Origin of the sequence: Micromonospora globosa, assembly GCF_000717585.1 — a bacterium.
Taxonomy (GTDB): domain Bacteria; phylum Actinomycetota; class Actinomycetes; order Mycobacteriales; family Micromonosporaceae; genus Micromonospora; species Micromonospora aurantiaca.
Genome location: NZ_JNZR01000019.1, coordinates 38744 through 51179 on the forward strand (window position 1 = coordinate 38744; position 12436 = coordinate 51179).

At 75.1% G+C, this 12436-nt stretch carries 11 protein-coding genes; 3 read left to right on the top strand and 8 right to left on the bottom strand.

Annotation, left to right across the window (positions count from 1 at the left end; genetic code table 11):
- Positions 1 to 63: 63 nt before the first annotated feature.
- Together IF06_RS0118675 and nhaA are read left to right on the top strand one after the other, a co-directional pair.
- Entirely contained in the window at positions 64 to 1911 is a 1848-nt protein-coding gene (locus tag IF06_RS0118675; RefSeq protein ID WP_013286556.1) for a nucleoside-diphosphate sugar epimerase/dehydratase, read from the top strand.
- A 161-nt stretch (positions 1912 to 2072) separates the two neighbouring features.
- Positions 2073 to 3374, top strand: a complete 1302-nt coding sequence (gene nhaA / locus IF06_RS0118680; RefSeq protein ID WP_030272521.1) for a Na+/H+ antiporter NhaA — start codon at positions 2073 to 2075, stop codon at positions 3372 to 3374.
- Positions 3375 to 3434: 60 nt separating this feature from the next.
- On the opposite strand, the gene IF06_RS0118685 is transcribed toward nhaA, so the two are convergent.
- From IF06_RS0118685 to IF06_RS0118720, 8 genes are all read right to left on the bottom strand, one after another.
- A complete protein-coding gene (locus IF06_RS0118685) occupies positions 3435 to 3638 on the bottom strand; it encodes a hypothetical protein (protein ID WP_013286558.1) in 204 nt (67 codons plus the stop codon).
- Between the two features lie 132 nt (positions 3639 to 3770).
- A complete protein-coding gene (locus tag IF06_RS0118690) occupies positions 3771 to 4358 on the bottom strand; it encodes a TMEM165/GDT1 family protein (RefSeq protein WP_013286559.1) in 588 nt (195 codons plus the stop codon).
- A gap of 227 nt (positions 4359 to 4585) precedes the next feature.
- On the bottom strand, positions 4586 to 5551 hold the full coding sequence (egtD, locus tag IF06_RS0118695) for an L-histidine N(alpha)-methyltransferase (protein ID WP_013286560.1): 966 nt from the start codon (positions 5549 to 5551) through the stop codon (positions 4586 to 4588).
- On the bottom strand, positions 5548 to 6330 hold the full coding sequence (gene egtC / locus IF06_RS0118700) for an ergothioneine biosynthesis protein EgtC (protein ID WP_013286561.1): 783 nt from the start codon (positions 6328 to 6330) through the stop codon (positions 5548 to 5550). Before egtC ends, egtD begins: the two co-directional genes overlap by 4 nt.
- A gap of 9 nt (positions 6331 to 6339) precedes the next feature.
- Complete coding sequence (gene egtB / locus IF06_RS0118705; RefSeq protein WP_013286562.1) at positions 6340 to 7647, bottom strand: ergothioneine biosynthesis protein EgtB; 1308 nt, start codon at positions 7645 to 7647, stop codon at positions 6340 to 6342.
- The gene (gene egtA / locus IF06_RS0118710; RefSeq protein WP_013286563.1) at positions 7644 to 8879 is read right to left on the bottom strand and encodes an ergothioneine biosynthesis glutamate--cysteine ligase EgtA; all 1236 of its coding nucleotides are present in this window, start codon (positions 8877 to 8879) and stop codon (positions 7644 to 7646) included. The genes egtB and egtA overlap by 4 nt, the downstream gene beginning before the upstream one ends.
- A gap of 156 nt (positions 8880 to 9035) precedes the next feature.
- Positions 9036 to 9830, bottom strand: coding sequence for a hypothetical protein (locus tag IF06_RS0118715; RefSeq protein ID WP_145755141.1), 795 nt, complete (start codon positions 9828 to 9830; stop codon positions 9036 to 9038).
- 19 nt (positions 9831 to 9849) lie between these two features.
- Positions 9850 to 10485 carry an RNA polymerase sigma factor gene (locus IF06_RS0118720; protein WP_013286565.1) on the bottom strand — a complete coding sequence of 212 codons (636 nt, stop codon included), beginning with the start codon at positions 10483 to 10485 and terminating at the stop codon, positions 9850 to 9852.
- A gap of 502 nt (positions 10486 to 10987) precedes the next feature.
- Between IF06_RS0118720 and IF06_RS0118725 the strand changes: the two genes are divergently transcribed.
- Complete coding sequence (locus tag IF06_RS0118725; RefSeq protein ID WP_013286566.1) at positions 10988 to 12376, top strand: serine/threonine-protein kinase; 1389 nt, start codon at positions 10988 to 10990, stop codon at positions 12374 to 12376.
- The last annotated feature ends 60 nt before the right edge of the window (positions 12377 to 12436 follow it).

Here is a 12436-nt window from a genome sequence, read left to right on the forward strand (position 1 = left end):
AACGACCGAACAGGCACAGACGGTCTAATCCTTTCAATACGGATAGGACGTAGAGGGCAGCCCATGGATCGTGACGCGATCACAGCCGTTCGACCCGCCGGCCGGATCACCCACCGCGCCGCCACCCTTTCCCTGTTAACGCTGGACACGGCCGCGTGGTGCGGAGGTTTTCTCGGCGCCGCCTGGACGCGGTACGAATTCGACCTCACCGCCGCCGCCAGCGCCCGTACGCTCGGCATGGCGCTGGCCTGCGCCGCGCTGTACGCCGTGCTCACGCTGCTGCGGTCCCGGCTCTACGGCCGGTATCCGATCGGCAGCGCCGGCGACGCGCAGGGCCTGGCCACCACCGTCGCGCTCGTCGCGGCCGTCGGTTTCGTCGCCCTGCTGCCGTGGACGCAGCACCCGGTGCCGGCCAGCACGCCGCTGATCGGCGGCTCGGTCGCACTCGTGGTGATGGCGACCGCCCGGGGAGTCTGGCGGGCCCACGCCGACCGCCGGCCGCCCGCCGCACGACACGCCGAGCGCTGCCTGATCTACGGGGTGGACGCGGCGAGCGAGCGGCTCGTCCGGGTGCTGCTGCACGACCCGGACAGCAGCTACCGGCCGGTGGGCCTGCTCGACGACGCGCCCGACAGCCGCGGACTGCGGCTGGAGCGGCTGCGCGTGCTCGGCGGCCGGGAACAGATCGCCGCCGCCGTCCGTGCCACCCGGGCGAGCACAGTCATCTTCTCGATGAGCGGCTCGGATCCGCAGCTGCTGCGCGACGTCCGGACCCGCACGCTGGAGGCCGGCGCGGCGTTCAAGGTCCTGCCGCCGGTACGCGAGGTCCTCGACCGCCCGGTGGCCGCCACCGACGTACGCGACCTCCAGCTCACCGACCTGCTGGGCCGCGCGCACCGGGTGGCCGAGCTGAGCGTGGAGCGCGGCGGGCTGGCCGGGCGCCGGGTGCTCGTCACCGGCGCCGGCGGCTCGATCGGCTCGGAACTGTGCCGGCAGATCGCCCGCTGCGAGCCGGACGAGCTGATGATGCTCGACCGGGACGAGTCCGCGCTGCACGCCTTGCAGATGTCCCTGCACGGGCGCGCGCTGCTGGACGGGCCGGAGCTGATCCTCGCCGACATCCGCGACGCCGAGGGCATCGCCCGGGTGATCGCCGACCGGCAGCCCGACGTGGTGTTCCACGCCGCGGCGCTCAAGCACCTCACGCTGCTCCAGCGCCATCCCGGCGAGGCGATCAAGACCAACATCCTGGGTACGCTGAACGTGCTGGAGGCGTGCCGGGACGTCGCCGAGTTCGTGAACATCTCCACCGACAAGGCGGCCAACCCGGCGAGCGTCCTCGGCTACTCCAAGCGGATCACCGAACGGCTCACCGCCTACCACGCGCAGCGGCTCAACGGTCGATACCTGAGCGTCCGGTTCGGCAACGTGCTCAGCAGCCGCGGCTCGGTGCTCACCGCGTTCCAGGCGCAGATCCGGGCCGGGGTGCCGATCACCGTCACCCACCCCGATGTGACCCGCTACTTCATGACCGTGCAGGAGGCGGTGCACCTGGTGCTCCAGGCCGCGACGATCGGCCGGGGCGGCGAGGCGCTGGTGCTCGACATGGGCGAGCCGGTCCGGATCGCCGACGTGGCGCGCCGGCTGGCCGCCGAGGCGGACCGCCCGACGGAGATCGTCTTCACCGGCCTGCGACCGGGCGAGAAGCTGCACGAGCACCTGTTCGGCGCCGACGAGGTGGACAGCCGGCCGCTGCACCCACTCATCTCCCACGTCCCCGTGCCCGAACTGGACCCGGACGAGGTGCGCGGGCTCGACCCGTACGCCGACCCGGACGAGCTGATCAAGCGGATGGCCGCGTTCTGCGACCCGGTCGGGGCGTCCCTGCCGGCCCTGCCCGGACAGCGCTGACCCGCCGGCCGACGGGACGCCCCACCCAGGTGGTGAGACGGGCGTCCCATCGGCCGACTCGGCTCGCCGCCGGTGGCGGCGCCCGTTAGGGTTGGTCCAGGTGTGCCGGGAAGCCTGGTCGGCGATGGTTCCGCCGACCCCAGCTTCCGAACGGACGCCGCATGCCCCAGCACACCCCGCACCGCTCCCGCCTGCTGTCCCGCCGCTCCTGGCCGGAGGCCCGCTTCCTGGCCGACGTGCTGCGCACCGAGACCGTCGGCGGCGGCCTGCTGCTGCTCGGCGCGGTGCTCGCCCTGATCTGGGCCAACTCGCCGTGGCGCGCCGCGTACGCCGGACTGAGCCACTGGGTGCCCTGGCCCGGCGGCGCCGGCCTGCACCTCGACCTCGACCTGCGCACCTGGGCCGCCGACGGGCTGCTGGCGATCTTCTTCTTCGTGGTCGGCCTGGAACTCAAGCGCGAGTTCGTCGCCGGTGACCTGCGCGACCCCCGCCGGGCCGCGTTGCCGGTGGTCGCCGCGCTCGGCGGCATGATCGCGCCCGCGCTGGTCTACCTCGCGGTGACGCTCAGCGCCGGCGGTACCGGCCTGCGCGGATGGGCCATCCCCACCGCCACCGACATCGCCTTCGCGCTCGCCGTGCTCGCCGTCATCAGCTCCCACCTGCCGCAGGGGCTGCGCGCCTTCCTGCTGACCCTCGCCGTGGTCGACGACCTCTTCGCGATCACCATCATCGCGGTCTTCTACACCGACGGGTTCCACCCGCTGCCGCTGCTCGCCGCGCTGCTGCCGATCGCCGCGTTCGGGCTGCTCGTGCAGCGGCGGCGGACCTGGTGGTGGGCGCTGATCCCGCTCGCGGTGACCGCCTGGGCGCTGGTGCACGCCTCCGGTGTGCACGCCACGGTGGCGGGCGTGCTGCTCGGCTTCACCGTGCCGGTGCTGCGCGGACGCGACGGCGCACCCGGTCTCGCCGAGCGGCTGGAGCACCGCTGGCGGCCGGTCTCCGCGGGCCTGGCCGTACCGGTCTTCGCCTTCTTCGCCGCCGGGGTGACGCTGGTCGGGGTGGACCTGGGCGGCGTGCTCACCAGCCCCGTGGTGCTCGCGGTGGCCGCCGGGCTGGTGCTCGGCAAGGTGATCGGCGTGTTCGGCTCGACGTACCTGCTCGCCCGGTTCACCAGGGCCGAACTGGACGAGGAGATCACCTGGGCCGACCTGGCCGGGCTGGCGCTGCTGGCCGGAATCGGGTTCACCGTGTCGCTGCTCATCGGCGAGCTGGCGTTCGGCGCCGGCAGCCCGGAGGAGGACGGCGTCAAGGTGGCGGTACTGCTCGGCTCGCTCACCTCCGCGCTGCTGGCCTCGGTGGTGCTGGTCCGCCGCAACCGGGTCTACCGGCGGATCAGCGAACGGGAGAGCCGGGACGCCGACGGCGACGGCGTCCCGGACGTCTACCAGGAGGGCCCGGCCTGAACCGGCGCGGCGGGCGTGACCAGCCGGTCACGCCCGCCGCACGGGTCGGCGCGGTACGCCTCAGCGCCGGCGCTCGGCCGGGCGCGGCTCGCGCTTGCGCTCCGGTTCCTCGAGCGCCTCGGCGGCCGGGGCGGTGAGGTCGTCACCGGGCACGGCCACCTGCTCGGCGCGGTCCTGCTCGTCCTCGCGCCCGCCCGGCGGCGGCTCCGGCGCGGTGGCGCCCCCGGCGAAGCCGTACTCGTTGGGCTCGTCGTGCCTGCTCATGGGCGGAACCTCCCGGTCGTGCCGATTCGTCCTCCGCCGGGCGGTCACCGCCACGGCGCTCACCCGGGCTACTTACCCACCGAGGCGCTCTCCGATCATCGGGCGCCGCCGCACCACTCACGTCGGTTCCGCTCAGGTCAGCTCGGAGACCGCCTCGAAGATCAGCCAGAGGCCGCAGATGGCGAACAGCACCGCCGCGCCGTAGCGGATGGTCCGCTCCGGCAGGTGCCGGCCGAGCATCCGGCCCACCAGGATCGCCAGCGCGTCCGCTGCGACCATGCCGAGCGTCGACCCGAGCCAGGTGCCGAACCAGCCGTACTTGGTGGCCAGCGTGATGGTGGCGAGCATGGTCTTGTCGCCCAGCTCGGCCAGGAAGAACGCCACACCGACGGCGATGACGGCGGACCGGCCGCCGCGCTCGGCCTTGCGCTTCTCCTCCTCGGTCAGCCTGTCGCCGCGCAGCGTCCAGGCGCCGAAGCCGAGGAACGCCAGACCGGCGATGAGCGAGATCCAGTCGGTGGGCAGTGCGGCGTTCAGGCCGTACCCGATGGCCACCGAGGCCAGGTGGACGACGGCGGTGGCGATCGTGATGCCGATGAGCACCGGCACCGGCTTGAACCGCGTGGCGAACGTCAGTGCCATGAGCTGGGACTTGTCGCCCAGCTCGGCGACGAAGATGACGCCGAAGCTGACCACCAGCGCGACGAGGAAACCCTCCATGTGAACCTTCCCGATCAAGCCGGGAGGAGGAACGGGGGCGCCCTCGACCCGGCTGCGACAGCCTGAGTCGAAGGTCTCGCCCGCCCCGGAGACCGGGGCCGCGTGGCCGGATGCGGAACGCACCAGTGTGTCGACCACGACATTGGGGGCTACTCCCCTTCGCGCCGCCAGCCTAGCCGATCACCGGCCGCCCCGGTCACCGGGTGTGGGCGGGGCCACGGCGGCCCTCAGTCGGCCCGGGCCAGGCTCACCCCGAACAGCCCGTCCGGGTCGGTCCAGAACGCCCGCCGGTCGAACCCGGCGGCGGTCAGCTCGGCTGCGATCCCCTCCGGCCGGAACTTGGCCGACACCTCGGTCCGCAGCTCCTCGCCGGCGGCGAACACCACGTCGGTGTCCAGGACCCGCACCCGGGCCGGGTGCTCGGCGCGCAACCGCATCTCGATCCACTCCCGGTCGGGATCCCAGACCGCCACGTGCCGGAACGCGTCGACGTCGAAGTCCGCGCCCAGCTCACGGTTGATCACCCGGAGCACGTTGCGGTTGAACTCGGCGGTCACGCCCGCCGCGTCGTCGTACGCGGGCACGATCACGCCCGGGTCCTTGACCAGGTCGGTGCCGACCAGCAGCCAGTCGCCGGTCTCCAGCGCCGCGCGCATCGCGGTGAGGAACTCGGCCCGCTCCACCGGCAGCAGGTTGCCGATCGTGCCGCCGAGGAACGCCACCAGACGACGGCCGCCGGTGGGCAGCCGGTCCAGGTGACGGGTGAAGTCACCGACGATCCCCCGCACCCGCAGCCCCGGGTACGCGGCGGCGATCTGCTCGGTGGACGACCGCAACGCGCTCACCGAGACGTCCAGCGGCACGAACGTGCCCAGGTCGCCGTGGCGGGTGAACGCGTCGAGCAGCAGCCGGGTCTTCTCCGACGAGCCCGAACCCAGCTCGATCAGCGTCTTCGCCCCGGTCATGGTGGCGACGTCGTCGGCGTGCGCGGCCAGCACCGCCCGCTCGGCCCGCGTCGGGTAGTACTCCGGCAGGCGGGTGATCTCCTCGAACAGCTCGCTGCCCCGGGCGTCGTAGAACCACTTCGGCGGCAGCCACTTCGGCGTCGCGGCCAGCCCGACCCGCACGTCCTCCCGCAACCCACGGTCGAGGTCCTGCTGCTCCAGGTGGATCTCCAGCGGCTCCGCGCTCATCGAGTGTCCTCTCTTGCGGTGGGTACGGATCGTCGGACGGCGGTCGTCTCCCGCACGTCGAGCCCGCCCGTGGTCGCCACCACGAGCCGGCCGTCCGGCACGGCCCGCCAGGCCGGGTCGTCGTCGAACGGTTCGGACGCCAGCAGCACCGAGTCCGGGCCGCGGCGCACCGACAGCGCGTGCCCGGCCGTGCTCGCCACCACAGTCGTACCGTCGGTGAGCAGCAGGTTCAGCCGCGAGCCGGGAGCGGCGGCGGCGACCGCCGCGACGGTGTCCGCCACCGCCTCGTCGGGTGGCGCGCCGGCCCGCAGCCGGTGCCGGACCAGCGCCCACAGCAGCGCCGAGTCGGTCGGCACGTCGAGTGTGATCAGGTCGCGCACGGGCAGGCCGGCGGCGAGCGGGACCAGGCTGTCCGGCCAGCCCTTCACCACGCCGTTGTGGCTGAACAGCCACCGCCCCTCGGCGAAGGGCGCCGCGGCGGTCTCGTGCAGCGGCATGCCGACGGTGGCGGATCGGACCGCGGCCAGCACCGCCCGCACCCGCGTCACGGCGGCCAGCTCCGGCAGCGTGGTGTCGCTCCACATCGGCTGGGCCCGCCGGTAGCGGACCGGGTCGCCGTCGTCGGGATACCAGGCGACGCCGAAACCGTCGGCGTTTATCGTGCCGCCGCCACGCATGTCACGCGGTGCCCACGACTGGCGCAGCAGCCCGTACGGCGGGTCGGACAGCAGGCTGCGCAGGAGCACGGGTGGACCGAGGTACGCGAGGTGACGGCACATCGGGCCGGCTCACTCCTCGGGTCCGGCGTCACGGGCGCAGCGGAAACCGCTGAAGATCTGCCGCCGGATCGGGTAGTCCCAGTTGCGGAACGTGCCCCGGCAGGCGGACCGGTCGGTGCCGAACGAGCCGCCGCGCAGCACCCGGTGGTCGTCGCCGAAGAAGACCTCCGAGTACTCCCGGTACGGGAACGCGGTGAAGCCCGGGTGGCCCCGGAACGGCGAGGAGGTCCACTCCCACACGTCGCCGACGAGCTGGTGCACGCCCAGCGGCGAGGCGCCCGCCGGGTACGCGCCCACCGGCGCCGGCCACAGGTGCCGCTGGCCCAGGTTGGCGTGCTCGGTGGTCGGGTCCTCGTCGCCCCACGGGTAGCGGCGGGACCGGCCGGTCGCCGGATCCCAGCGGGCCGCCTTCTCCCACTCCGCCTCCGTGGGCAGCCGCTTGCCGGCCCACGCCGCGTACGCCTGCGCCTCGTACCAGCAGACGTGCACCACCGGCTCGTCGTCGCGTACCGGCGACCAGCGGCCGAACCGGCGGTACGCCCAGCCGTCCCCGTCGCGCCGCCAGTGCATCGGCGCGCTCAGGTCCGCCTCGATCCGGTGCCGCCAGCCGGCCTCGCTCCACCAGCGCGGCTCGTCGTACCCGCCGTCGGCGATGAACGCCCGGTACTGCCCGTTTGTCACCGGCGCGGCGTCGATGACGTACGCGGGCAGGTCGACGGTGTGCGCCGGGCGCTCGTTGTCCAGCGCCCACGGGTCGGTGGAGGTGCCCATGGTGAACGGCCCGGCCGGCACCCGCACCTCCCCGCCGACCCGGGCCCGGGGCTCCGGCGGGGGCGGCGCGTCCAGCACCGGGGCGCCGGCGCGCAGCTGGTGGGTGGCGAGCATGGTCTCGTCGTGCTGCTGCTCGTGCTGCACGATCATGCCGAACGCGAACCCGTCGGCGACGAGGGGACGCTCGGTGAAGCGGATGCCGTCGAGCAGGTCGAACACCTTGTCCCGTACCGTACGAACGTACGCGCGGGCCTCGGCCGGGGGCAGCAGCGGCAGCGCCGGCCGGTCCTTGCGGGGCTGCTTGAACGCGTCGTAGAGGTCGTCGATGTCGTGGCGCACCGGGTCGCGGCCGCCGACGTCGCGGACCAGCCACAGCTCCTCCTGGTTGCCGACGTGCGCCAGGTCCCAGACCAGCGGCGACATCAGCGTGGAGTGCTGCCGGACCAGGTCGTCGTCGTCCACCGCGTCGGTCAGCAGCGCGGTACGGGCCCGGGTCCGCTCCAGTTCCGCGGCGATCCGGTCGCGTAGTCGCTCGGTGGTGGTCACCGGTGTCCCCTCTCCGCGGCGGCGCGGTGCCGCCGGATCGCTCGCTGGGTCTCGTCGTGGATGCCGGCCGGCAGGTCGAGCCGGGGCAGGGCCGTCAGGGCCAGGTCGAACAGCGCCGCCGCGGCGGTGGCCAGCGGACGCTCGGCCAGCCCGCACCGGGCCGCCGCGCGCCACCGGTCGGCGACCGGGCCGGCCGCCGCCAGCGCGTCCCGGGTGGTGGCCGGGTCGGCGAAGAGCGCCGCCAGCACCGCCAGCGGCACGGTCCACTCCGGGCCGGGCTGGGTGTCCAGGTAGCGCAGCTCCAGGTAGCCGCGCGGGCGTACCGGCGGGAACAGCGTGCTGAGGTGGTATTCCAGGTCGTCGGTGGTCGGTGGGCGGGGCAGCGCCCCGGCCAGCCAGTCGGCGAACGTGACACCGGGCGGCGCGGTCCAGTCCGGGCCGTCGCCGCGTACGCACAGCAGCGGCGCGGCCAGCGCGTACCCGGTCCAGGCCGCCACCGGGTCCTCGTCGGCACGCTCGGGCGACCAGACCGGACGGGTCCGGGCCGGATCGATGGCCAGCCAGGTGGCCATCCGGGCGGAGGCCCAGCCGGTGCGGCGGCCGGCGTGCCGGTCGGCGGTGGCGAAGGCGGCGAGCAGCGGCGGGCCGACGGCGTGCGCGGCGGCCCACCGCTGCGCCACGTGCTCCGGTTCGCCCGCGTCCAGGCAGACCTGGAGGCCGGCGGTGCTGTACATCATCGCCCGTCCCGCCGGGCCGCGCCGGTCGAAGGCGCACCGCATGGCCTGGTAGCGCGGGGTCTCCACGACAGGCCGGGGAAGGCGCCAGGGGTCGATGCCGCTGCGGCCGAGCACCAGGCCGGCGGCGTCCAGCCGGGCCCGCAGCTCGGCGACGTCGGCCTCGGTGGCCAGGATGAGCGCGGCGACCGACGATCGCGGTGTCGCGGAGATCTCCACCTGCCCGCCGGGCTCCACGGTCACGGCGCCGCCGCGCCGGAGCTCGTCGGCCGGGCTGGTGGGGTCGAGGGTCACGGGGCTGTGCCGCCCCAGCGCCTCGCGTAGTCGCTCGCGGTCGACCGGCCGGGCCGGGTCCGCGGCGTCGTGCACGGTCCATTCCAGTTCGACGCCGACGAGTGCGGGTGGCCCGGTCTTGAAGCAGATCCGGGCGAGGTGGCCCCGGGCCGCCTCCTCGTCCCCCAGGACGACTGCCCGGTCCAGATCCGGCGACATCACCATGGGACGGCTCCTCCTCGGCGATGGGCGACGACGTCGTGGCGACGCGCCCGGCCGGGACGGCACGGGACGCCGCCCCACCATCCTCTGTCTAGCAGACGAGATCCGCTTGCCCGGGGAGATGAAATTTTGTCCGGAATCTGATTGCGCCGCGGCGGCTCAGCCGTCCGCTGCCGGGCCCGGGGGCGCCGGCTCCGGCGCGTCGGCCGGGTCGTCCGCCGGCACGCCCAGCAGGTTCCGGCAGTAGCTCTCCACCTGCTCGGGGCCGCCGGCGGCAGCCACCAGTTCGGCGTAGCCCGGCTTGGTGAGCGCCTTCTCCCGCTGCCGCTCCGACTTGGCCAGGTAGGCACGGCAGTGGCCGGCCGTCTGCGGCCCGCCGGGCGGGGGTGCGGATTTCCCGGCCGCGGCGCTCGGCGTTCCGGACGGCGCCGGCGTCGGCGACGGAGCCGGTGGCGACGCCGCACCGGACGCGTCACCGGCTGGGGTGCTCGGCGCCGGCCGCGACGGCCCGGTGACGGCCGGGCCGGTGCCGGTCGGGCCGGTGCCGCTCGGTCCGGCGCTGCTGGGCCCGGCCGTCGTCGCGGGCGGGGCCACCGGCTCCGGCTCGCGGTCCAGGCGCACCGCGGCGAACGCCACCCCGGCGACAGCGGTGGCGGCGAGCCCGGACAACGCGGCGGCGATGCGCAGGCGCCGCCGCGCGCGCGGTGCGGCCACCGGTGCGGGCACCGATCCGGCCGCCGGCTGCGTTCCCCGCGCCGCGCGGGCCGCCCGGAAGGCGGCGAGCGCCCGCTCCTCCCCGGCTACCTCGCCGGGGGCCGCCGGTCCGGCGGCGGCGGACAGCAGCCGGGTCAGCGGGTCGGCGTCGGCCTCCGGCGACGTGCCGGCGCGCGCGGCGTCGAGCACGCGGTCGGACTCCGCCCGGTCGGCGGGCCCGCCGGACCGGCGAGCGTGCATGCCGTCGTCTCCCCTCACGTCAGCCCTCCGCCGGCTCGGCCTCGGGCGCGTGCGGCACCTGGCGGTCGGTACGGGGACGCGACGCGACGGCGTCCCGGGTGTCGTCCGGCGCGGCCTGCGCCGCCGAGCGCTCCAGCATCGCGGCCAGCCGGCGCAGGCCCCGGTGCGCGGCGGTACGGACCGCGCCGGCCCGCCGGCCCAGCACCCGCCCGGCGGTCTCCGCGTCCAGGCCGATGACGGCCCGCAGCATCACCGCCTCGGCCTCGGCCGGTGGCAGCGTACGGATCAGCGCCAGCGCGCTCTCGGTGGCGATGGCCTCACCGGCCCGGTCGGCGGTGTCGACGTCGGCGGCCAGGTCGTTGAGCGCCTGCACGGGCACCGGCACGGAGGGACGCCGCCGCTGCCGGCGCAGGTGGTCCATGGCCCGGTTGCGGGCGATCGTGACCACCCAGGCGCGGAACTCGCCACCGGTGAACGACGGCAGGTCGCGCGAGATCTGGAGCCACGCCTCCGAGGCCACGTCCTCGGCGTCCGCGCCGACGAGCGCGGTCAGGTAACGCAGCAGCGCGGGCTGCAGGCTGCGGTAGAGGAACCGGAACGCCTCCTCGTCGCCCGCCTGCGCCCCGGCGACCGCCTCGTTCAGTTCGGCCGTCACGCGCGCCGCCCCACCCGGATGACGGCCCGGAGCCGGGCGTCAACGGGTGCCAGTGACCACACCGCCATCCGCACTCGGCCCCCCCGGTGAGCTGATCGGGCACCCGCACGAGGGTGCGGTGCGCCGTGGAAACTGCCGCGCGCGGCACGGGCGTCGGCGGGACATACCGTACCGGCGTCCGGGGGCGGCCGGGAGTCGGGCCGACGCCGGGGCGGGCGGGATGCGTCGGCAAGCCTCCGCACGGCGGAGAAACAGAGAGAAATGTCTACCTGCGCCACCGGCGTGTCGGGGTAACACCGACGGCGGGCGTGACGCTCCCCGGATCGGACCCCCGCCGGTACGGCGGGCCGGGAGCGCGGGGGCGCGTCACTTTCTGGCCGATCGTACCGGGTCGATCACGATCAGCCGATCGGCGTCCCGGGTGCCGGACACCCGGCCGAACGGCCGGCCGGACCGGCCGCCGATATCGCGGGAAATACTTCAGGCCTGCTGTGGGTACGGTATGGGGGTGCTGTCCTCAGACGTCGTACTCAGCGGTCGGTACCGCCTTGATGACCGTGTCGCCACCGGCGGCATGGGCGACGTCTGGCGTGCCACAGACCTTGTCCTCGGTCGCCCGGTCGCGGTGAAGGTACTCCTTCCCGCCCTGGTGTCCGACCCCGACTTCATCGCCCGGTTCCGTTCCGAGGCCCGGATCATGGCCTCCCTGCGCCACCCCGGCGTGGTCCAGGTCTTCGACTGCGGTGAGGACGACCTGCCCAGCGGCGGCCGGGCCGACTACCTGGTGATGGAGTTCGTCGCCGGTGAGCCGCTGTCGCGGCGGATCGAGACCGCCGGGTGCCTCGAGGTCGCCGAGACCATGTCGATCGTGGCCCAGGTGGCGCAGGCCCTGCACGCGGCGCACGGCCGGGGCATCGTCCACCGGGACGTGAAGCCGAGCAACCTGCTCGTGCAGGACGACGGCACCGTGGTCCTGGTCGACTTCGGGGTGGCCCGCTCGACCAACGTCACGAGCATCACCAGCACGAACGCGGTGCCCGGCACCGCCCTCTACATGGCGCCGGAGCAGGCCGCCGGGCGGCCCGTCTCGGGCGCCACCGACGTGTACGCGCTCGGCGCCGTCGCGTACTGCTGCCTCACCGGCAGCCCGCCGTTCACCGGCGACAACCCGCTCCAGGTGGCCGTACGCCATCTCGACGACGAGCCGCCGGAGCTGCCGGCGGAGATCCCGGCGTCGGTGCGGGAGCTGGTCTCCCGGGCCCTGGCCAAGGATCCGGCCGACCGCTACCCGAGCGCGGCGGCGATGGCCGACGCGGCGCGGGCCGCGCGTACCGACTCGCCGACCGCGACGGTGGCGCTGCGCGGCGCGGCGGGCCAGGCGCGGTCGCGGGACGACCAGCCGGCGGTCCGCCCGGGTGCCGCGGTGGCGACGTCGCGGCGGCGGGGCCGGCGCGGCACGCTCGTCGGTGCGCTGGGCGCGGTGCTGGTGGCGATGGGCGCGCTGGGCGCGCTCGTGGCCGCCGCGAACGACACGGCCGAACCGGCCACGAAGATCGACAAGACGGCGCCCGCGGTGGCGCCGAGCGATCCGGCCGCGGAGCCGGTCGCCGACGAGCCGTCGGCGGACGACGAGTACACCTACCGCCCGGTCGGTCCGGGCGGCCGGCCGTCGGCCACACCCTCGGTGACGCCGAGTTCCTCCCCGACCCCGTCGGCGCAGCCGAGCGTGACGGACGAGCCGGCCCCGTCGGCCGAGCCGAGCAGCACGCCGTCCAGCGCGCCCACGACGACGGCACCCACCACGCCGCCCGCGCCGGACCCGACCACCGCCGACCCGGGCACCGGCACCGGCGGCGGTGACACCGGCGGACAGCCGGCCACGCAGCCCTGACCCACGCACCCACGAGCCGGCCCCGCCCACGGCGGAGCCGGCTCGTCCGTGTCCGGGCGG

Excerpts from the sequence above, each read along its gene's own strand:
- IF06_RS0118690 (WP_013286559.1), bottom strand. The coding sequence starts at position 4,358 with ATGGAGGGTTTCCTCGTCGCGCTGGTGGTCAGCTTCGGCGTCATCTTC.
- egtA (WP_013286563.1), bottom strand. The coding sequence starts at position 8,879 with ATGGTGATGTCGCCGGATCTGGACCGGGCAGTCGTCCTGGGGGACGAG.
- nhaA (WP_030272521.1), top strand. The coding sequence starts at position 2,073 with ATGCCCCAGCACACCCCGCACCGCTCCCGCCTGCTGTCCCGCCGCTCC.
- IF06_RS0118725 (WP_013286566.1), top strand. The coding sequence starts at position 10,988 with ATGGGGGTGCTGTCCTCAGACGTCGTACTCAGCGGTCGGTACCGCCTT.
- egtD (WP_013286560.1), bottom strand. The coding sequence starts at position 5,551 with ATGAGCGCGGAGCCGCTGGAGATCCACCTGGAGCAGCAGGACCTCGAC.
- egtC (WP_013286561.1), bottom strand. The coding sequence starts at position 6,330 with ATGTGCCGTCACCTCGCGTACCTCGGTCCACCCGTGCTCCTGCGCAGC.
- IF06_RS0118675 (WP_013286556.1), top strand. The coding sequence starts at position 64 with ATGGATCGTGACGCGATCACAGCCGTTCGACCCGCCGGCCGGATCACC.
- IF06_RS0118715 (WP_145755141.1), bottom strand. The coding sequence starts at position 9,830 with ATGCACGCTCGCCGGTCCGGCGGGCCCGCCGACCGGGCGGAGTCCGAC.
- IF06_RS0118685 (WP_013286558.1), bottom strand. The coding sequence starts at position 3,638 with ATGAGCAGGCACGACGAGCCCAACGAGTACGGCTTCGCCGGGGGCGCC.